The sequence below is a fragment of the Ruegeria lacuscaerulensis genome (assembly GCF_013031245.1).
Lineage (GTDB): Bacteria > Pseudomonadota > Alphaproteobacteria > Rhodobacterales > Rhodobacteraceae > Ruegeria > Ruegeria lacuscaerulensis_C.
The window spans coordinates 46,885-67,069 of sequence record NZ_WPZL01000010.1; the positions used below are offsets into that span (position 1 = coordinate 46,885).

The following is a 20,185-nucleotide window of genomic DNA, read 5'->3' on the forward strand; positions in this document are numbered from 1 at the left end:
CATGGACGCCGACTATCTCCCTTTTCATCCGAATCCGTCGAACCCAGCTTTCAAAGTGCCGCTCGGAGCAGTCGACGCGCATTGTCATGTTTTTGGCCCGGCACAACAGTTTCCCTACGCGCCTGAGCGCAAATACACGCCTTGCGACGCTGGAAAGAACAAGCTGTTTGCCCTGCGTGACCGACTTGGATTTGCGCGGAATGTGATCGTTCAGGCATCATGCCACGGTCGCAACAATGACGCGCTTGTGGATGCGTTAAATACAGCCGGGGATCTGGCCCGGGGCGTTGCAGTTATCGACCCTGCAATCACGGATGAAGAGTTGAGGCACCTCGATGCAGCCGGTGTACGAGCCGTCCGCTTCAACTTTGTGAAACGTTTGGTCGACAGCACGCCCAAGTCGGTGTTCCAGGGGATTGCCGAGCGTATCGCAAAGTTGGGCTGGCATATTGTCGTCTATTTCGAAGCACCCGATCTTGAAGAGCTGATCCCGTTTCTGTCCAGCCTGCCCACAACGGTTGTCGTCGATCATATGGGGCGGCCTGACGTAACCAAGGGCATAAATCACGAAGATTTTCAGCGCTTTATACGTCTGATGACAGAACATGAGAACTTTTGGACCAAGGTAAGCTGCCCAGAGCGTCTGACGGTCAGCGGCCCACCTTATGACGATGTCGTCCCCATTGCCCGTGAACTGGTCGATCTTTTCCCTGACCGGGTTCTGTGGGGGACAGACTGGCCCCACCCGAATATGAAGTCACACACTCCCGATGACGGCCAACTGGTTGATGTCATACCCAGAATAGCGGCGTCACCAGCGAAGCAGCAGGCTTTGTTGGTCGAGAATCCAATGCGCCTTTACTGGGGTTGAGATCGGAAAGCTAAGAATCGGACCCCGAAGTGCCAGTTTGCCGAATTGGTTCTCAAGCGATCGTCAAAATCACATCGAAATTTCTGAATTGGAAAAGAGAGAAACATTATGCCGGACAGCAAAAAGATTGCAAATGCTAAGGGCCTGTATCTGGAAGGTATCCGGGATGGAAACATACGCGAAGCGTTGGATAAGTTCACGGGTGCCCGCTATACGCAACATTCCACTGGCGTGGGCGACGGCAAAGAGGGTTTCATTGAGTTCTTTGAACCCTTCGTGAAGCGAAACCCTGTCAGGGACATTCGGGTCATTCGGGCCATAGAAGACGGAAGAAATGTATTCCTCCATGTCTATCAGACCCTCAACAACGGTGAAGCAGAATGGGTTACCGCCGATCTGTTCGATACTGATGACCAGGATCGAATGATCGAACACTGGGACGTTATTGCGAAGTATGAGGGTGAAAATCCGGCGGGACGCACCATGGTGGACGGTCCGGTTGATATCGAAGATCTGGACCGCACTGCTGAAAACAAAGAGATTGTGCAATGTTTCTATGACGACATTCTTCTGAACGGTCGGTTTGAGAAGATCACTGAGTATATTTCGACGGACCAATACGATCAGCACGCTGCCGGAGCCAAAGATGGTATCGAAGGGTTGAAGGACCACGTTCATCGGCTACGCGATACATATGGTTTTGCGAAGTATCACAAGTTGCACAAACTGATCGGGCAGGGGAATTTCGTCGTAACATATAGGCATCTTCAGCGCGGTGATGGTCACTATGCAGCTTTTGATATTTTCCGTCTGAAAGATGGCAAGCTGGTCGAACACTGGGATGTTCTGGAAAGAATTCTTGCGCCGGAGAAGTGGAATAACTCCGGAAAGTTCTGATCTCTGTCGTCTAAGCCGGTCGAACGATCAAAATTTACAGGGCAATGCGGCGTTCGGCCTGGATGGACTTGTGTTTGTCGACGATATGCTCGACAAGCATTCTCGTTATGGCCTTGTGCCCGCCAATATCCGGCCAGACGGCAAAAATTCCCATGTTCGGCAGTTTCCAGTCCGGAAGCACTTCTTGCAAGCGGCCTTCGGCAATGTCGTCGGCATATAGAAAGCTGGGCCCGCGATGAATCCCCAACCCGGCCAACAACGCTGAACGGATGGCGAAAAAAGAGTCGACTCTTATGCGTGAACCGGATGGCATAAAGAAAATTTCTTCGTCCCACCGAGTCAGTACAAGCTTGGCCTGAAGTCCCTGAAAAGACAGAAACTCGCACCGAGCAAGATCATCGACTTCCAGTACCGGGCCCACTTGGTCCAGGTACCGAGGTGCGCCGACCAGCGTTCGGCTGAAGGTTCCAATTCGGCGGCTACGAAGGTTTGAGCTGCTCAACTCCCCAAGCCGCAGGGCCAGATCGACACCTTCCTTCACCAGATCAACAAGGTGTTCGCTGTACATGACGGTCAGGGAGACACCGGGGTTTTCCCGCGCAAAATCCCAGATCGCATGTTCATATTCGGTGTTGTTCATGAACGTCGGCATCGTAATTGTTAGCTCACCAACAATACTTGGACCTGAGTCAACGATGCGATTCACGCCGTCTTCGGCAGCGCTCAACATTCGCTGCGACGCCTCCAGCAGGCTTTTTCCGTCCGCCGTCAGTGAAAGAGCTCGTGTTGAGCGATAGAACAGAGTGGTTCCAAGGCGCTTTTCAAGATTGCTGACATGTTGACTGACGCCTGATGTGGCCAACCCCAGCCTTTTTCCTGCAGCACTAAAACTGCCGGCTTCAGCCACAACCGAAAAAATGGCCATCCCTCGCAGATAGTCGAACATCTTTCAGATTATCGGAAGATAATTTTCATATTTTTCAGACTAACCGCAAGGTGGTGATGTGTCTAGATTTCATTCGCACAGGCGCGGGGCGAGAGTATTCAAGTAACTGACCAACCATGGATCAGCTCTTCCCTGGAAGTTTCAAGATTGCCCATGTGCTTTTACAAACTGAAATGAACAGGAACCGAAATGCGTAGAATTTTCTTGTCAGCAGTGTCGATGGTGATGCTGGCGACGACTGCCCAATCCCAAGATTTGTCCAACGGCGATAAAGCTGCGGCTGTACTGCAATCTTTCCAGACTGGTGATGCAACCGCAATGAAAGAGTACGTCAACCCGGACAAGTACATTCAGCACAACCCTTATTTTCCCGACGGTATCGCGCCTGTGATTGGTGCGGTGGAATCCGGTGCATTCCAAGGGACACTCGTAAACTCCTACAGAACGCTATCCGACGGAGACTTTGCTGTCGTGCAATCCCTGTACAGCGGCGCATGGAATAACAAATCTCCGCTGGTTGCGATTGATGTGTTTCGTTTCGAAGACGGGCTGATTGTTGAACACTGGGACAACATGATGCCGTTGGCCTCAAAGCCCAACCCCAGCGGCAATACCCAGCTTGATGGTGTTACCCAAATTGTCGACGCTGATAAGACCGAGGCGAACAAAACGAAAGCACACGATTATATCGACACTGTTCTTGTTAAGGGCGAGATCGACAAGATCGGGAATTTTGTCAAAGACGACAACTATATCCAGCATCACCCTGATATCGCAAATGGCGTATCGGGGCTGAAGGCGGCGTTGGGTGAATTCGCCAAAAAAGGCATCACAATGGTATATGACAAGATCCACGCCGTACATGGTGAAGGGAACTTTGTTCTGGTGATGTCCGAAGGAAAATTTGCTGGCAAGCCCTTTGCCTATTTCGACTTGCTGGGGCTGAACGACGGCTACGTCGATCAGCATTGGGGGATCATGGCGGCAATCCCACCTGCGTCCGACTGGAAGAACGACAACGGAAAGTTCTGAAAATTCACTCACGGAACCCAGGCGCAATCGCCAAAATTATCTGCGGGGCGCATATCAGCGCCCCGTATTTTGGTTGAAGGGAACAATGATCTGAACAGTCCCTTTCTTCATCGGGTGCATCTAAAAATTGTGGAAATACAATGAAAACAGTCAGGCTAGAGGCGTTTAGCGATGGTGTCATTGCGATCATCATCACCATCATGGTTCTGGAGTTAGAAGCGCCAAATGAAGTCTCAGCAGTGGCCCTGCTCGGGCTCGCACCGAAGTTCCTAAGCTACGTGATGAGCTTTGTTTACGTTGGAATCTATTGGATCAACCACCATCATCTTCTTGCGGTCACTCGTCGGGTCAACGGTAAAATCCTATGGGCCAACCTGCATTTGCTGTTCTGGCTTTCGCTGATCCCATTCGCGACGTCCTGGGTCGATGAAAATCTGGGGTCCGCTCTCCCTGTGGCACTGTATGGAGGCATTCTGTCGATGTGTGCGCTTGCGTATATGGGACTGCAAAGCTCGATTGCAAAACACGCTGGCGATGAGTTTGTTTTGCGCGGGTCGATCCTGAAAAATCACAGATACAAGGTCATATTTGTTTATCTCGTTGGAATTGTAGCCTCTTTTGCGGCCAGTTGGGTCTCGATCATTTGCTACGCGGTGGTCGCTCTTTTCTGGGCGATGCCGGAACAAATTCTCGAAGAGGTCAGCGATGCTGCCTGATCCGGTAACTCGCAGCACCTTCATCACACTGGTCCACGGGATCGAACAAACAAGGGGTCAAGGCCATGGTGCTTGAAATCCACGAAGTAGAGGCAAAAACCATCATCTCATCCACAAAGGTTCCGAGCGCTGATTTTGTTATTAACCCGTATACAGGCTGCCAGTTTGCTTGCAGCTACTGTTTCGCAAGTTTCATGGGACGGTTCGTCGGCGAAAGCATCTCGAACTGGGGTAACTATGTCTACGTGAAAACCAATGCGGTGGATTTGTTCGAAAAGGAAGTTCATCGCCTGCTAAAGAAGAAACCACATCCGCGCCTCTCAATCAGCACTGTGACTGATCCGTATCAGGGCGTCGAAAGAAAGTACCGCCTGACCCGTGGCGTTCTGGAGGCCTTGGTCAGGCACAAATATCGTGGTCGGGTCAGTATTCTTACAAAGAGTCCTGCCGTCATGGATGATGTAAGCCTGTTGCAAGAGCTTGAGAATGCAGAAGTCGGGCTTTCAATAGCAACTACGGATGACGTGCTGAGCCGAAAACTGGACATGATGGCACCGCTGGCCAGCGCAAGGTTGGATGTACTGCGACGTCTGAATGAGGCCGGGATCAGAACTTATGTCTTCGTCGGGCCATTGTTGCCCCATATGCATCTGCGCCCTTATTTGATCGATCAGCTTTTTTCAGAAATCAAAGGCGCCGGAACATCAGAAATCAAAGTGGAATTCCTGAACATGCCTCGTCATGTGCGGGCGCGCTTGAATGGCTATCTTATGGATGAACCTGTTGAGATTCAGGAAGTTTACTCGAAATCTCAAAACGCGGATTACCGGAAAATTCTTGAAGATCAGATCAGAACCTCGCTCGATGCGCACGGGCTGAAGCTGCGTTTTGACGAGATTGTCCATCATGCCGAAGCACAGTCGTTGGTGGAAGATTGAGATTCAGCCAGTGACTTGAAGTCGATCGATCAAACAACTGGTCGGAATATTTTTCAGTAGCTTCCTCCCACACAAGCGCATCTCATCACGGCCATATGCATAACTGATGTCTATATTGATTATCATTTAGCATGAATAGATCTTATGGTTCTCGGCCGTTATTTTTAGATCACCAATTTGGTACTGGGAGGAGATCGAAACTGACGGGTAATGCCAGCCTAGTGGCAGTGCAGAGCGGTTTGATCTTTGAAGTGTCGCTGACACCTCCTCCCAAATACCTGAGCAGAATAGCCGCGAGAACTCCCGTCGACCGGCCAGAGCAACGGACATTACGGTAAAAAGGAGCCAGCCAATGCATGTCCCCGTAGCCATAATCGGAGCCGGACCATCCGGGTCTCTTCTGGCCTGGATTCTCCGCCAGCGCGGAATCGAGAGCATCGTGTTCGAAAACCGTAGCCGCGCCTATGTCGAGGGCCGCATTCGCGCTGGCGTTATGGAAAAAAACGCAGTCGATCTGATGATCCGCGCCGGTGTGGGCGAGCGGCTTCAGAAAGAATCCATGTATCAGCGTGGTGTCGAGGTCGGCATCAACAATACTCATCATTTCATCGATTTTGAGAAACTGATTGGCGTGGGTGTCACTGTTTATGGTCAGTCGGAAGTGACCAAAGACCTGCTCGGTGCTCTGGACAGCGTAGGACACAACGTACTCTACGAGACCCCTGTGACCGGAGTGTCTGATCATCATGGCGACAAGATCACTGTTACCTATGAGGAAGGTGGCGTCGAAAAGACCCTGACCGCCGATTTCGTAGTTGGGGCCGATGGCTATCACGGTGCGTCGCGCAAATCGCTCCCGGAAGGCGGGATTAGGATGCACGAAAAGACCTACCCGCTGGGCTGGCTGGGCATCATGGTGAAGGCGCCGCAATCCAAACCTGTCGCTTTTTTCACCTACCATGACCGGGGCTTTGCGCTCCTGAGCATGCGGAGCCCGGAGATTCAGCGCCTGTATCTGCAGGTTGCCAATGACGAGAACCTGGAGGAATGGTCGGATGACCGCATCTGGGACGAGCTCGATGCCCGCATGGGCACCGAAGGGTGGGAGCTCATCCGCGGCGAAATCTTCCAGAAGGATTTGGCACCGCTGCGCAGTTTCTTCTGTGAAGAACAGCGCTATGGTCGCATGTTTCTGGCCGGCGACGCGGCCCACATCGTACCGCCCACAGGCGCAAAGGGTCTGAACTCGGCCTTTGCTGATATCAGCGTGCTCTCGGCCGGTCTGATCCAGCACTATACGAAGGACGACTCCTCCATCCTCGATCAGTATTCCAGGCTGGCAGTGGAACGGAACGTGCAGACCCAACGCTTCTCGTGGGCAAATACCGCCAAATACCACATCTTCCCCGGGACCAATTCCTTTGAACGCCGAATGCAACAGGCCGAGCTGGAATACCTGGTGACCGATGAAACTGCGCAGATCTCCTATGCCAAGCAACATACGGGTCTGCCTTTCGCGTACTGGCCGGAACTGTGAGCCAGCGCAGCGACTGTAGTGGTAGCCAAGGGTGCCAAAACTGCGGCGGCTGCAATCCGACAGCCCGGTTCTTTGAGCCAGGACCGGGCGAAGAATCCGTTCAAATTCTCGCTGGGAAAGGAGCAAAGAACATGAGCAAAGAAACCGGACACTCGGACCACATTCCGGGCACCACTGTGTTTACCGGGCAACGGTCGGCAAAGGGTCTCCAGCTGAACAAGTTCGCTTATTCACTTCGCTTGGCCGAAAACCGTGCTGCGTTCGAAGCGGATCCTGAAACCTACATGAACAACTACAAGCTTTCGGATTGGGAAAAGCAGAAGATCGTCGAAAAGGACGTGAAGGCACTGATCGAGGAAGGCGGCGGCAGTATTTACATGCTGATCAAACTTGGCGGCGTCACCGGTGACGGGCTTGCCTCTATGGGTGCTCAGCAACGTGGTGAATCCGTCGAAGAGTTCATGAAGACACGGAACGTTCCACTGAAGCAGAACACCTGAACGAAGTCAGATCACAAAGGATACGAACATGGGAAAAATAGTTGCAGGTATTGGTTCGTCGCATATCCCGTCGATCGGGACTGCCTATGACCAGAACGATCAGTCTCCTGAATGGCAGCCGTGCTGGGAAGGCTACAAGCCGGCAAAGGCCTTTCTGAAGGAAAAAGGCGTCACGCACGCGATCGTCATCTATAACGATCACGGCACCGACTTCTTCTACGACAAGTGCCCGACCTTTGCGATGGGCGCGGCCGATGAATACCCGATTGGGGACGAGGGCTGGGGCATCCGGGATCTTCCGCCGGTAAAGGGCGATGCCGATTTTTCCTGGCATCTGGCCAACTCGCTTATTATGGACAGCGAGTTCGACCTGACCGTCTGCCAGGAAATGGTGATGGATCACGGTCTGCTGGTTCCGCTGCCGCTTCTCTTTGATCACGATCCGGATTGGACCGTCAAAACCGTGCCGCTGCACATCAATGTGCTTCAGCATCCGCTACCGACACCCAACCGTATCTGGCAACTGGGACATGCGCTTCGCAAAGCCGTGGAGTCCTATCCTGAGGACGCCCGCGTTGCCGTGGTAGGCACCGGCGGTCTGTCGCATCAGCTCAATGGTACACGTTTTGGCCATACCAACGAAGATTGGGATGAGGAATTCCTCAACAAAATCGAGGATGATCCGAAGGCCCTGATCGACATCCCGCATGATATCTGGATGGAGCGCGGTGGCGCGGAGTCGGTTGAGATGATGATGTGGCTTGGCATGCGCGGCGCACTGACCCCTGAGGTCAACAAAATCCACCGTAGCTACTACATGCCAATGCTGACAGGCATGGCGGTCACGGTCATGGAAGATGCCAAAGCGGCATAGGAATAGTGGCGTCCGGTAGATCGTTGTAACTGGCCGGGCGCCACTGGTTCACTCTTTCACTCGAACTTTAGCTTCGAGAATTCCATCTGAAAAACCGCTGGGGAAAGCATATTATGATAGCTGATGATAGCAATGTTTGCCCTCATGACGACGCTGCAAACTTTTTCTCGAATTTACTTTCAGGGAACATTGAAGCCATTCTCGACGCATTTGAGGGTGAACCAGTTATGGATGCCCCTCGAAGCGGTCTGGTTACCGGCCGCAACGCAGTGGCCAGATTCCTCAAAGAAGAAAAAGCCTGGTTGGAATGCCTGGGGGCGTCAATTGACACTCTCAAACTGGTGAAAAACACGGCATCATCCGAACGCGTTGTCCACGAGGTCGGTATACAAATGCCGATTCCACCGGCCCCGCGACCGATCATGTTCGCAAATGTATCTGATATTGGCATTTCAGGTGTAACAGCCATGCGGTTCTACTACAGTTATGGCTTCCTGAGCGGCAACCAGAAATTCGTAAGGAAGGCGATGTTGCCAACTGGTGAATCGCTGATTGACTCGTTACCTGGTCCTGTTCGGAAATATGTTGATCAGATCGCTGCCACCGAATTTGACGTCTACAAGCTATTTCCTGAAGACGGTTATCTCGTGGGTGTACCCAGCGTGCCCTTCAGAGGAGAAGAACAGATCCGATTTTTCACCATAGCGATGGCAGAGCGGGGGGTGTCCCTTTACGCTGGGTTTTTGTGACAAGCGGCGAACAAACCTGCGCTATCGAGGAAAATTTGGCCAGCTGGGGCACCATAAACTTTGAGGAGGATACAGCGGGTCTAGCGGTCTATGCCAACAACTCCAACGGACAGGTCACGGCGGCCCGGATTTATGCCGATAATCCCGTGAATCCGTTTTCCAAACCCGGCTGGGTGCACAGAAACTGGAGCAAAATTTTTTACTGCATTGCGAAGGGTGGAGCGAGCACTCCGTTCGAACCAACCGCTGATTCCATGCCTCAGGAAATCAAAATGCAACTCCTATTCCAAAATGCCACTGAAGCGCAATCTGGCATGCCGCGCGGTTCTGAGCAGTAAGCATGTCGCTCTGCGAAGGGGTGGCATCACCCTCTGTTGACTGCAAATCATTTCAGTGTTCCAAACCTTAATAAAACAAGAGGATACAATGCCATCATTCGTAAAGAAAATAAGTACTCTTCTCGGAATGTTCGCACTTCTATCTGTCGCCGCACCTGGGTTTTGTTGCAATCTCTTGAGCAGGTCATCGTTCTCAAAAGATTGCAACAAAACCCCTCTTGGGCTCCGGTTGCGCGGCTTTGACAAGCACAATTGTGGGGGAAGCAGCCATGCAACTGTGGGGCTGGCGGGTTCCCTTTCTTCTGGGTGGGCTGATTGCCATTTGGGGATTGTTGATGCGCTGCCAAATGGAGGAACCAAGTGTTCTGGACGCATCCGAGCGTGTCTCAGGTTCGCCCTAGATTGTGGTGATGCGGAACCACTGGAGGCCCGTCCTTCGCCTCGTCTGCCTGCTGCTGGTCACCAGCATTTGCTATTATATGCAGTTTGTTTACGCCGCCTCGTTCCTGACCGAGAAGATGCACATCTCAACCGCCAAATCCATGGATATCAATACGCTGGCGATTTTCACAATGCTGGTTGTAACCCTGCCCGCAGGCTGGCTGGCTGATCGTTGGGGGCGCAAGCCGATGTTGGCTTTTGTTGCCATTGGCAGCATGATTTTTGCCTGGCCACTATGGTGGCTCATTCATCATCAGAGTTTTGTTTATATTTTGATCGGTCAGTGCGGATTTGATGTCCTCTACGGTGTTGGCTTCGCGGTCATTATGCCGACCATGGTCGAAATGTTTCCAGCTTCGGTGCGATGCAGCGGCACGGCAATTGGTTTCAACCTTTGTCTCGGGCTGTTTGGCGGGACAACCCCTTTGGTGGTGACGTATCTGGTGTCACGCACTTCGAATGATTTTGTTCCGGCCTACGTACTCATGGTAGCCGGAGCCTTATCGCTGATGGCGCTAAACCGCCTTCCCGAGGGCCGCGGCAAGCCGCTGCCGAATTGACGTTTGCTTTTTTCCCAAGGGCCGTTGAACTTGAAGGTTTGGTAATTTTCTCCGTTGGATACGCCCAGATTGCGTAAGCAATGATCTCACGAGGAAAGCGGAACCCTTTCAGGCGCGGCATATTGGTCAGAATGTTCATGATCCGCAGATAACCCGCTCAAGACAAATGAACAACTTGACAATACCCACCGCAAAAATCGCCGTTTGACCCATCGGTAAACGGGTTTGCGCAGCTGTCATTCACCAATTTGGCGATACCCTTCCGGTTGATGATCGCTCGCGTTTCGCAACGACTGCCCATCATGGAAGAGGTGCACCTTGTCCGGGTGTCCCGTCAGGCTAACAGTCTTTCCACGCAAATTCCGCTCAATGCCTGGAAGCTTGGCGATGACACCGTCTGAACCTTGGGTGGCTTCGAAGTAGAGCAAGGTCACTTCTCCCAAGGCTTCGGTATAATCCACTTTACCAGAGAACAAGGCTGCTCCTTCTGTGGGCATCAGATCCTCGGGACGCACGCCCACATTGACCTTCAAGCCTTGCTGCAACGCGTCCGTGGGGATAGCCGAAATAGCTGTGCCTCCTCCATCAAGTTGAACCTTGGTCGCAGCTCCAGTTTCCGTGATAGTACCGGACAGCAAGTTCATAGCGGGCGACCCAATGAATTGCGCCACGAACTCGTTATCGGGTGTCTCATATAATTCCAGCGGCGTGCCAACCTGCGCGATCCCCTTATTCGCCAGCACCACGATACGCGAGGCCAATGTCATCGCCTCTACCTGGTCATGGGTCACATAGATCATGGTGCTGTCGGGCATTGCCTCTTTCAGGCGGGCAATTTCGATCCGTGTGGCCACGCGCAGAGCGGCGTCCAAGTTGGAAAGCGGTTCGTCAAACAGATAGACCTTGGGATCGCGCACAATCGCGCGGCCAATCGCAACCCGCTGCCTTTGCCCACCGGATAGCGCCTTGGGCAAGCGATCGAGGTAGTCGCCAAGCTGCAAAATCTCCGCTGCACGCTCGACCGCCGCATTGATTTCCGCTGCAGGCCGTTTCGCAATCTTGAGTGCAAATGCCATATTCTCGCGCACGGTCATGTGTGGGTAGAGCGCATAAGACTGGAACACCATGGCGATTCCTCTTTGCGCAGGCGGCACATCGTTCATGACGGAGCCTTCAATCTCCAAAGTGCCGCCCGAGATCTTTTCCAGACCCGCTATCATTCGAAGGAGCGTTGACTTGCCGCAGCCGGAAGGACCCACAAAAACAACCAGTTCCCCGGTCTGAATGTCCAGGTTGATGTTCTGAAGCACATCGACTTCACTGTATCTCTTGGCGACGTCCGTGAGTTTGAGTTCCGACATGCCTTACCCCTTATCTTTCGCCATCAGGCAGAACTGCGCAGGTTCAAGCGTCACGGAATCCGAGCCTTCGCACCCTCCCAGTTCTTGACCAATCATGTGCCAACCTTCGCCGGGTATGGTCACCTGAGATGTTTCCTCTCCCAGATTGAAAGCGCAGAAAACCTGCTCATCTTCATCCTCGCGAAGGAACGTCAGGATCGACCCTTCCTGGGTCATTTTCGTCTGCGTGCCAGTTGCCAATGCCGTGTGAGTCTTCCGAAATGCGATTACACGGTGATAGTGATGCAGCATCGAAGACGGATCTGCGTCCATCCTGTCCACTGCATTTTCAGCCTGTCGTGGGCTCACCGGCAGCCACGGTTCACCCGCGCTAAACCCCGCATGTTCGCTTTGTGCGGACCAAACCATCGGTGTGCGGCATCCGTCCCGGCCTTTGAACTCAGGCCAGAATTCGATCCCATAGGGATCTTGCAACTTCTCGAACGGGACATCTGCCTCGGCCAATCCCAGCTCTTCGCCCTGATACAGACAGGCCGACCCACGTAAGCACATCATCAAGACGGCATGTTGGCGTGTGGCTTCTTCGCTCAATCCCCAACGGGACGCATGTCGTTCGACGTCGTGGTTCGAAAATGCCCAGCATGGCCATGCATCGCCTGCTTTGGATGTCAGTTCATCAAAGACGAATTTGACGTATTGCGCGCTAAGCCCCCGCTTTTCAAGGAAGTCGAACGCGTAGCACATATGCATGCGCTTATCACCAGTCGTGTATTCCCCCATGATTTCAAGCCCACGCTGCGCATCGCCCACCTCGCCCAAACAAGCGCGGCCTTCATACTCGTCCGTCAATGCGCGAAGCCGTTCAAGAAAGGCGATGTTCTCAGGCTGGCTTTTGGAAAACAGGTGATCCTGATGATTGTATGGGTTCACCATGGGCGCGATCGAGGCGTTTCTCTGATCCATCGGCAAGGCCGGGTTGCTGCGCAGTTCTTTGTCATGAAAATAGAAGTTAATAGTATCCAGACGGAAGCCATCAACACCCAGATCCAACCAGAACCGTGCCACATCAAGCAGCGCATCCTGCACTTCGACGCAATGGAAGTTCAGATCGGGCTGTGCTGTCAAGAAATTGTGGAGATAGTATTGCAAACGCCGGCTATCCCACTGCCATGCCGACCCGCCGAAGATGGAAAGCCAATTGTTCGGAGGTGTCCCATCCGATTTGGGGTCGGCCCAGACATACCAATCGGATTTTGGACTCTCGCGGCTGGCACGACTCTCGGCAAACCACGGATGCTGATCCGACGTATGTGACAGCACTAGGTCGATCATTACTTTTAGACCCTGCGCGTGTGCTGCATCCAGCATGGTCTTGAAATCATCCATGCTTCCAAACATCGGATCGACATCGCGGTAATCGCTTACATCATAGCCAAAGTCTTTCATCGGTGACTTGAAGAAGGGAGAGATCCAGATCGCGTCTACGCCCAAAGAAGAGATGTAAGGCAGCCTTTGGGTGATCCCGTTCAGATCGCCAATCCCGTCGCCATTGCTGTCCTGAAAGCTGCGCGGGTAGATCTGATAAATCACACCACCACGCCACCAATCCGCATTGGCCTTTGCCGCTGTTTTCATTTCGGTGTTCACTTGCACGTTCATCACACGCCTTTATTTCGCAGGTTATTTCACAGACCCGGTGAGCAATCCGCGCACCAGGTATTTCTGCATTGCAAAGAAGACAGCCAACGGCACCGCGATCGAAACGAAAGCGGCCGTGGCCAGAATTTCCCAATTGCCGCCCCGCGTTCCCAGCAGTTCGACAATCTGGTTGGTCATAACGGTCGTCTGGCCGGTACTGTCGATCAGGAAAACCTTGGCAACCAGCAGGTCATTCCACGTCCACAAGAACTGGAAGATCGCGAATGACGCCAGTGCGGGGAAGCTCAGCGGCAGGATCAGCTTGGTAAAGATCTGAAATTCGGTCGCGCCGTCGACACGGGCGTTTTCAATTAGATCGCGCGGCAGGCCCGCCATGTAGTTTCTCAGCAGATAGATCGCCAAGGGCAGCCCAAACCCTGTATGGGCCAGCCAGACGCCCATATAGCCTTTGCCGATCCCAATGCCCAAATGAAGTTTTAGCAGCGGGATAAGCGCCAGTTGCAGGGGCACAACTAGCAAACCGACGATTGCGGCGATCAATAGTGCGCGACCTGGGAAGTCCATCCAGGCCAGCGCATAGGCCGCGAATGCCGCAATCAGGATCGGGATGATCGTGGCTGGGATTGTCACGGTCAATGTATTGAAAAACGCCTTGGCCATCCCTTCCGAGTTGCTCTCGTCCAGCAGCATCACGTGATAGTTGTCAAAGGTCAGTTCAGGCGGCACTGCAGCGGTCAGAAACATACGTTGGCCGCGCTTGCCTTCAAACGGTTCCGTATTCTCCATCCGGTAGTTCCCGGATGAATCCACAGTGGCCGTCCCCCCTTTGCGCAGCTCCGCCACTTCGCCGGGTTGAAAGGCGTTGATCGCACGCGATGAAATCCCCCAGGAGGAAACCTCGCCCGACACACCTTCTTCAAACAGGTTGCCCTCGATCACATAGAGGTCGCCCTGTTGCACTTGGGTTTCCGGTGCTCCAGCGCGAACGATGATGTTTTGTTCCGATGTGCCAAGGGCGCGCCACCAGCCAGAAGTTGCAATCTGATCCGCCGTGCGAAAACTCGACACAAACAACCCGACCGTGGGCAGCAGCCAAAGGATGACAAGTGCCGCGACCGAAAGGTTAACTGCCCAGCTCAATGTTGATTTGGTACCTGCGATATTGTCCACGATCCCAGCCCTCAGCGCATTTCTTTACGCGCGTTGCGCACGTTCCAGACAAGGATCGGCAGAACCAGTATCATGATCACCACTGCCGACGCCGAACCAACACCCCAATCAAGGCCGCGGAACATCTTGTCATACATGTAATTGGCCAGAACCTGCGTTTCCCACTGCCCGTTGGTCATGGCGAACACGATGTCGAATACCTTGAGCGTGGCGATGGTGATCGTTGTCCAGACAACAAGGATCGTATTCATGATCTGCGGCACCATGATCTTGAAAAGATCTGAAAGGGTCCGGCTCCGTCCACAACCGCGGCCTCAACAGTTTCTTCCGGAATACCACGCAAAGCGGCACTCAAGATCACCATGGCAAACCCGGTTTGAATCCAGATCAGGACAACCATGAGAAAGAAATTGTTCCAAAACGGCAGAGTGATCCACGCATGAGGCGTTTCCCCGCCGAAGAAGATGTAAACCGCGTTCAGAAGCCCGATCTGATCCTGCCCTTCAGGCCGCGCATCATATACGAGCTTCCAGATTACAGACGCGCCAACGAATGAGATTGCCATAGGCATAAAAATCAGCGATTTCGCGATGTTGCCCCACCGGATACGGTCAGTAAGCTGCGCTGCCAGCAAGCCAAACCCGGTCGAGGCTGCAGGCACAACCAACAACCAAAGCATGTTGTTGCGCATCGCCTCCCAGAATTTTCCCTCAGACATCATTAGGGCGTAGTTGTCGAAGCCGACGAATTCATACCCTCCACCCGGAGCGCGCTCCGTGAGAGATAGGCGCAGGGTTTCGATGACCGGGTAGACGAGGTAAAGGCTCAGCGCGAGAAGCGCAGGAGCCAGAAACAGCCAAGGCCGCACCATGTTGGCGCGATTGATATTGGTCCCCGCATTGGGGCCTTTGTTCGGGAAGATAACCTTATCGAGTATAAGGTTCGATCCGTAGAAATAGAGAAGACAAAACCCAACGCCAAGCGCGATGGTCATGATGCCCAAAATTGCCGGATGCATGGGTTTCCCTCTCTTTAAGTCAAGGTTGTGAAGAAAGGCCTGACCTCAGGTAAGTTCGGTGCCCGCTTTAAGAAACAGCGGGCACGGGGTATTTGCTTATTTCAAAGCATCCCACGACGCCTGAATTTCGTCGGCAACATCCTTGACGGGTTTACCACCGGTATAGTCAACCATACCCGTCCAGAAGGTGCCTGCACCGACACCACCCGGCATCAGATCGGAACCGTCAAAGCGGAAGGTCGTCGCGCCCAGCAAGATTTCACCCAGGCCGCGCAATGTGTCGTCTTTATAAGCTTCCACATTCACGCCGCTATGTGGTGTCAGGAAGCCGGTCTGCGCCATCATGACTTCATGGCTGATCGGCAGGGTAAAGAACTTCATTAATTCCGATGTGCCATCCGATGGGCTGGTGATTGCCATCAGCGTACCACCACCCAGAACCGGGTTGCCCAGATCTTTATCGGCGTAAGACGGCATATAGAAGAAATCGGTATCTACACCGAACTCAACATCTTCGGGAAAGAACGCCGGAACGAAGGACGCCTGACGGTGCATGTAGCACTGCGGCGGAGAGGTGAAGAGGCCCTTGGGGCTATCACGGAAATCGGTGGACGCGACTGCGCCTGCACCGCCCGAAACCTTGGCATCATCCAAAGCGAACCAACCAAATTCTTCGATTGCGGCAATCACACGTTCATCGTTGAACGGAATCTCGTTGGTGGTCCACGCATCATAGACTTCTGGCGGCTGTGTGCGGAGCATCATGTCTTCGACCCAATCCGTCGCTGGCCAGCCGGTCGCGGCACCAGAACCCAGGCCGATGCACCAAGGTGTCTCACCATCAGCCACGATCTGCTCGGTTAGGGCTTTCAGGTCTTCCATGCTCTCCGGCACGTCATAACCGGCATCCTCAAAGTTCTCTGGGTTGTACCAGACCAGCGACTTGACGTTCACGTTGTAGAAGAAGCCATACATCTGGTCGTTGCCATCCGCATCGGGGTAGGTGCCCAGATCGACCCAGGATTGGCCAGCGGCATAGTTGTTGGCCACCCAATCGGCCGACCCATCAGCCAGCGGGTAAAGCTGGCCCTTGGACGCCATGACGGCTGCCAAACCTGGCTGCGGGTAAACAGCGATATTGGGCGCGGAACCGGCTTCGGCATCGATCACGATCTGCTGCTCAAAGCTGTCCGATCCAGTATAAACCACATCCGCTCCGGTCGCTTTTTCGAAATAGGCCAGCGCATTGTTGAAGAAGCCGTCTTCAGGTGAAAGCCAAGGGCCGGCAATTGTGATGGTCTGTCCGCTCAGATCCGGCGCAGCTTCGGCCCATGCGTTATAGCTGTCCCAAGTGAATGGCCCGTCGCCCGGCGCAAAGATCAGCCCGTCATCGGCCAATGCAACGGTGCTTGTCAGAGCAGAGACTGCCACACCCAACATCAGTGACTTTTTCATACTCATTCCTCCCTTTGCGCCAAAGGCGCTCAAACTCCAGCGCTCAGCGAATCTATTCAAAGCGCTTTGAATGCACATTGTTATCCCTAACATTCGGTGCCTGTCAATGATCAGAATTCCCTTGACTAGGGCACCATTTGGCCTTCAAAACCATTGGAACGCAAAAAGGCAGACAGTTTTATAGCGGTTTTGACTCTCGAAACTGTCGAATCTCGAATTTGAAGGCGCTTTGAATAACTATGAACCTCAAGCAGCTATCGGATATTCTGGGTTTGTCCCAAACCACGGTCAGTCGCGCACTGAACGGGTATCCCGAGGTCAGAGAGGAAACCCGGCTCAAGGTGCAAGCTGCAGCCGAAAAACATGGGTACCGCCCCAACGTACGTGCCAAAGGGCTGGCCACCGGCCGGTCAATGGTTATTGGGCATGTGATCCCCAGCTCTTCTCAGCACGAGATGGTAAACCCGATCTTCGGTGACTTTGTTGCCGGCGCGGCAAAAGTCTATGCCGAGCACAATTATGACATGATGTTCACCAACGCGCCGGATACTTCGATTGAGGCAAGCTATCGAGACCTTTTTGCGCGTGGTGCCGTTGACGGTGTGATTATTCAGGGACCGAAAGTTGACGAACCCAGAATTCGCACGCTGTCTCGCTTGGGCGTGCCCTTTGTCGTGCATGGCCGCTCAACGGGCGCGACCGATGAATATGACTGGATCGACATCAACAACCAGCGATCTTTTCAAAGAGCCACTCAATTCCTGATCGACCTCGGGCACCGTCGCATCGCTCTCATCAACGGATTGGAATACATGGACTTTGCCCAACGCCGTCGCAACGGGTACTTGGCCGCCCTGAATGAAGCTGGCATCGCGCATGATCCCTCATTGATGCGAAGCGCCGAGATGACCGAAATCTATGGCCACGAAGCTACGCAAGCCTTGTTGGCACAAGGAACCCCGCCGACAGCGATTCTGGTATCATCCATCATTTCTGCCATCGGCGTACGTCGCGCTTTGGAAGAAGCAGGATTGAAAATGGGTCGCGACGTTTCCGTCATCACCCATGACGACGCTCTTTCCTACATGCAGAATGGTCGGGATGTCCCAATCTTCACCGCAACGCGTTCGTCCGTGCGACACGCCGGAGAGATTGCGGCCGAAATGCTCATCGCGCGAATAAACAATCCTGCCGCAGCTCCGAGCACACAATTGTTGGAAGCTGAACTCGTATTGGGACGCTCCACCGGCCCAGCACCAAACAAGGCTTAGTATGAAAAACAAACGCTCCGAATTTCCCGAAGGTTTTTTTGTTTGGAGTCGCCACCTCTGCCTATCAGATTGAAGGCCACGTCTTTGGCGGTGTAGGTGAAACCCATTGGGATAGTTTTGCCCGCACAACCGGCAATATTGTGCGGGCAGAAAACGGTGATCGGGCTTGCGGTCACTATGCGCGATACGAAGCCGATTTGGTTGTGTCGCAAAACTTCGGAAAGGTTGAAATTAGCCTTCGCTTTGACGCACCTATCCAGCGAGCTCAGAAAATAGCCGAAAGCCTGAGGTCGTAGCGTTGGGGATTTGCCTCTTTCGGATCATTTTTGCGATCTCGATCCCATCTAAGGTGGCCGACGCGGCTTCGAATGATTTGAACCCGCACATGTGTCGAACACGCCGCTTTATGAACCGATGATCCCACTCGATCATGTTATTCAGAAACTTGGACCTGATCGTTTGTATTTTGGCGGAACAGCCAAATCGCTTCAAGATCTTGTTCACTTCCCGAATACCGGCCGCATTGGCTCCGCTCTTGTCAATCACGATCTTGTCCGGGATCTCATTGGTGGACAGCGCTTTGGCAAAGAACCTGGTCGCCGCTGAACCGTTCCTGCGCTCAGACCGCATAAAATCAAGGGTATTTCCTGCCTTGTCGACAGCTCGATAGAGATACACCCACTTGCCACGCACACGCAGATAGGTTTCGTCCATACGCCAAGACTTTAGCGTTGGGCGCTTCTTCGATTGCGCTCGCGCTGCGATCAGCGGAGAGTACGTCACCACCCACCTAATCAGAGTGGCGTGGTCAACCCGTACACCACGTTCCGCCATTATCTCCTCTAAACCGCGCTAGGACACAGTGAACCGAAGATAGAAAAACACTGTAGTAACCGCTCAGATGCGGCAGTTCATCGTCCTCGAAACGGTTCCGCTTGATCTCCCGTTAGACGGTTGAACGATGCCTTCCGATCTCGGCCGCGATCTTGCTTACGGGCATCTTTGCGTTCAGCATGTCCTCAATTGCGCGCCGCTCGCGCAGGTCCAGCTCCGTGTTGGTCAATTTCTGTTCTCCTCGCTTTTCAGCAAGATAGGGGATTTGTCGCAACCCAGTTTAGAATGTGCCAAAATTGGCACCAAAATCGCAGAAGCTAAATTATGGTAAAAGTAGTCGCGCCATTGGGGTTGGCCAATGCCGTAGTACCGCCGCTCGGGATAGTCAGGCTGATCTCATTCAGGGTCGACGCGTCACCGTTCCGGTATGAGACCTCATGCACCTCGACCGTCAGGTGCTCGCCTAAAAGAATCGAAGTCGGAAAAAGCAAACTGCCCGCATTATCGATGTAACTGTCAGCGGTGTGGTTATATGCATAAGCCGCGCCATGATCGACTGCCCGCGACCAAAAACCCCTGGCAGTCGGCGCGCGTATCGGCAACTGAACGCTATCAATCGGAGACGGTGCAATCGCATTGACAGCGCTGGCAACCAGCACGCGTAGAAAGGCTACCGGCCCGACCGGTGCAGCGGACACCGACTTCGGCAATGCGACCGGCGACAGAACGGTCAGGAAAACTACACGATGCGGATCGCCCAGGCTGATCGAGTCATCTCGCCCCAGCGCAAGCACATCCAGCCGCCCGCGCTGGCCACAACCGTGCCCTGATCATCTTTGTCAGAATGCTGGCCCGCGGAAAAGTCAAGTTGACCGGAATGATACCCACGAAAGCGCCCTGCCGTTTGCCCACCGTCAGAGGCTCGACCTAGCGCACCCGAGTCAGCAATTGCAACACCGCCCTGGAAAAGACCTCATGCAACACATTTTCGATGGCCAGCTGGTACTCTGGATCGGCT

At 53.4% G+C, this 20,185-nt stretch carries 19 protein-coding genes and 4 pseudogenes; 13 read left to right on the plus strand and 10 right to left on the minus strand.

Going from position 1 to position 20,185, the window contains the following annotated elements; translation table 11 throughout:
- The first annotated feature begins 1 nt into the window (after position 1).
- Positions 2-871 (plus strand): amidohydrolase family protein, encoded by an 870-nt coding sequence (locus GOX66_RS13630; protein WP_170763287.1) that lies wholly within the window; start codon positions 2-4, stop codon positions 869-871.
- A 108-nt stretch (positions 872-979) separates the two neighbouring features.
- Entirely contained in the window at positions 980-1,768 is a 789-nt protein-coding gene (locus GOX66_RS13635) for a nuclear transport factor 2 family protein (RefSeq protein WP_170763288.1), read from the plus strand.
- A gap of 34 nt (positions 1,769-1,802) precedes the next feature.
- Here GOX66_RS13635 and GOX66_RS13640 read toward each other — a convergent pair whose 3' ends face one another.
- A complete protein-coding gene (locus GOX66_RS13640) occupies positions 1,803-2,714 on the minus strand; it encodes a LysR family transcriptional regulator (protein ID WP_170763289.1) in 912 nt (303 codons plus the stop codon).
- 189 nt (positions 2,715-2,903) lie between these two features.
- Between GOX66_RS13640 and GOX66_RS13645 the strand changes: the two genes are divergently transcribed.
- From GOX66_RS13645 to GOX66_RS13685, 9 genes are all read left to right on the plus strand, one after another.
- Entirely contained in the window at positions 2,904-3,746 is an 843-nt protein-coding gene (locus GOX66_RS13645) for a nuclear transport factor 2 family protein (RefSeq protein ID WP_170763290.1), read from the plus strand.
- A 140-nt stretch (positions 3,747-3,886) separates the two neighbouring features.
- A complete protein-coding gene (locus GOX66_RS13650) occupies positions 3,887-4,462 on the plus strand; it encodes a TMEM175 family protein (protein WP_170763291.1) in 576 nt (191 codons plus the stop codon).
- 65 nt (positions 4,463-4,527) lie between these two features.
- On the plus strand, positions 4,528-5,400 hold the full coding sequence (locus GOX66_RS13655) for an SPL family radical SAM protein (protein ID WP_170763292.1): 873 nt from the start codon (positions 4,528-4,530) through the stop codon (positions 5,398-5,400).
- Between the two features lie 352 nt (positions 5,401-5,752).
- The gene (locus GOX66_RS13660; RefSeq protein WP_170763293.1) at positions 5,753-6,937 is read left to right on the plus strand and encodes a 4-hydroxybenzoate 3-monooxygenase; all 1,185 of its coding nucleotides are present in this window, start codon (positions 5,753-5,755) and stop codon (positions 6,935-6,937) included.
- A gap of 131 nt (positions 6,938-7,068) precedes the next feature.
- On the plus strand, positions 7,069-7,437 hold the full coding sequence (locus tag GOX66_RS13665) for a protocatechuate 3,4-dioxygenase (protein ID WP_170406630.1): 369 nt from the start codon (positions 7,069-7,071) through the stop codon (positions 7,435-7,437).
- Between the two features lie 28 nt (positions 7,438-7,465).
- Positions 7,466-8,311, plus strand: a complete 846-nt coding sequence (locus GOX66_RS13670) for a class III extradiol dioxygenase family protein (protein WP_170763294.1) — start codon at positions 7,466-7,468, stop codon at positions 8,309-8,311.
- A gap of 113 nt (positions 8,312-8,424) precedes the next feature.
- Positions 8,425-9,060: a hypothetical protein gene (locus tag GOX66_RS13675; RefSeq protein WP_170763295.1), complete on the plus strand. Its 636-nt coding sequence runs from the start codon at positions 8,425-8,427 to the stop codon at positions 9,058-9,060.
- Positions 9,057-9,398 carry a hypothetical protein gene (locus GOX66_RS13680; protein WP_170763296.1) on the plus strand — a complete coding sequence of 114 codons (342 nt, stop codon included), beginning with the start codon at positions 9,057-9,059 and terminating at the stop codon, positions 9,396-9,398. The genes GOX66_RS13675 and GOX66_RS13680 overlap by 4 nt, the downstream gene beginning before the upstream one ends.
- A gap of 410 nt (positions 9,399-9,808) precedes the next feature.
- Complete coding sequence (locus GOX66_RS13685) at positions 9,809-10,399, plus strand: MFS transporter (RefSeq protein WP_170763297.1); 591 nt, start codon at positions 9,809-9,811, stop codon at positions 10,397-10,399.
- A gap of 58 nt (positions 10,400-10,457) precedes the next feature.
- Here the strand turns inward: GOX66_RS13685 and GOX66_RS13690 are convergent.
- The 6 genes and pseudogenes from GOX66_RS13690 to GOX66_RS13715 form a co-directional block, all read right to left on the minus strand.
- A pseudogene (locus GOX66_RS13690) lies at positions 10,458-10,538 on the minus strand (IS6 family transposase); the annotation flags it as partial.
- A gap of 97 nt (positions 10,539-10,635) precedes the next feature.
- Positions 10,636-11,760: an ABC transporter ATP-binding protein gene (locus GOX66_RS13695; RefSeq protein WP_170763298.1), complete on the minus strand. Its 1,125-nt coding sequence runs from the start codon at positions 11,758-11,760 to the stop codon at positions 10,636-10,638.
- Positions 11,761-11,763: 3 nt separating this feature from the next.
- Complete coding sequence (locus GOX66_RS13700) at positions 11,764-13,419, minus strand: alpha-glucosidase (RefSeq protein ID WP_170763299.1); 1,656 nt, start codon at positions 13,417-13,419, stop codon at positions 11,764-11,766.
- 21 nt (positions 13,420-13,440) lie between these two features.
- A complete protein-coding gene (locus GOX66_RS13705) occupies positions 13,441-14,589 on the minus strand; it encodes an ABC transporter permease subunit (protein WP_170763300.1) in 1,149 nt (382 codons plus the stop codon).
- 11 nt (positions 14,590-14,600) lie between these two features.
- A pseudogene (locus tag GOX66_RS13710) lies at positions 14,601-15,607 on the minus strand (carbohydrate ABC transporter permease).
- Positions 15,608-15,703: 96 nt separating this feature from the next.
- Positions 15,704-17,062 carry an ABC transporter substrate-binding protein gene (locus GOX66_RS13715; protein ID WP_170763301.1) on the minus strand — a complete coding sequence of 453 codons (1,359 nt, stop codon included), beginning with the start codon at positions 17,060-17,062 and terminating at the stop codon, positions 15,704-15,706.
- A 239-nt stretch (positions 17,063-17,301) separates the two neighbouring features.
- Between GOX66_RS13715 and GOX66_RS13720 the strand changes: the two genes are divergently transcribed.
- Both GOX66_RS13720 and GOX66_RS26170 read left to right on the plus strand, forming a co-directional pair.
- On the plus strand, positions 17,302-18,333 hold the full coding sequence (locus GOX66_RS13720; RefSeq protein WP_170763302.1) for a LacI family DNA-binding transcriptional regulator: 1,032 nt from the start codon (positions 17,302-17,304) through the stop codon (positions 18,331-18,333).
- 38 nt (positions 18,334-18,371) lie between these two features.
- Complete coding sequence (locus tag GOX66_RS26170) at positions 18,372-18,629, plus strand: family 1 glycosylhydrolase (RefSeq protein ID WP_170763303.1); 258 nt, start codon at positions 18,372-18,374, stop codon at positions 18,627-18,629.
- Here GOX66_RS26170 and GOX66_RS13730 read toward each other — a convergent pair.
- The 3 genes and pseudogenes from GOX66_RS13730 to GOX66_RS13740 all read right to left on the minus strand — a co-directional run bounded on the left by GOX66_RS13730 (position 18,586) and on the right by GOX66_RS13740 (position 19,961).
- Positions 18,586-19,218, minus strand: a pseudogene (locus GOX66_RS13730) (IS6 family transposase). The gene GOX66_RS26170 and the pseudogene GOX66_RS13730 sit on opposite strands and share 44 nt — an antisense overlap.
- Positions 19,214-19,396, minus strand: a pseudogene (locus GOX66_RS26455) (helix-turn-helix domain-containing protein); the annotation flags it as partial. The pseudogenes GOX66_RS26455 and GOX66_RS13730, both read right to left, overlap by 5 nt.
- A gap of 88 nt (positions 19,397-19,484) precedes the next feature.
- The gene (locus GOX66_RS13740) at positions 19,485-19,961 is read right to left on the minus strand and encodes a P-loop NTPase family protein (RefSeq protein ID WP_170763304.1); all 477 of its coding nucleotides are present in this window, start codon (positions 19,959-19,961) and stop codon (positions 19,485-19,487) included.
- Positions 19,962-20,185: the final 224 nt, after the last annotated feature.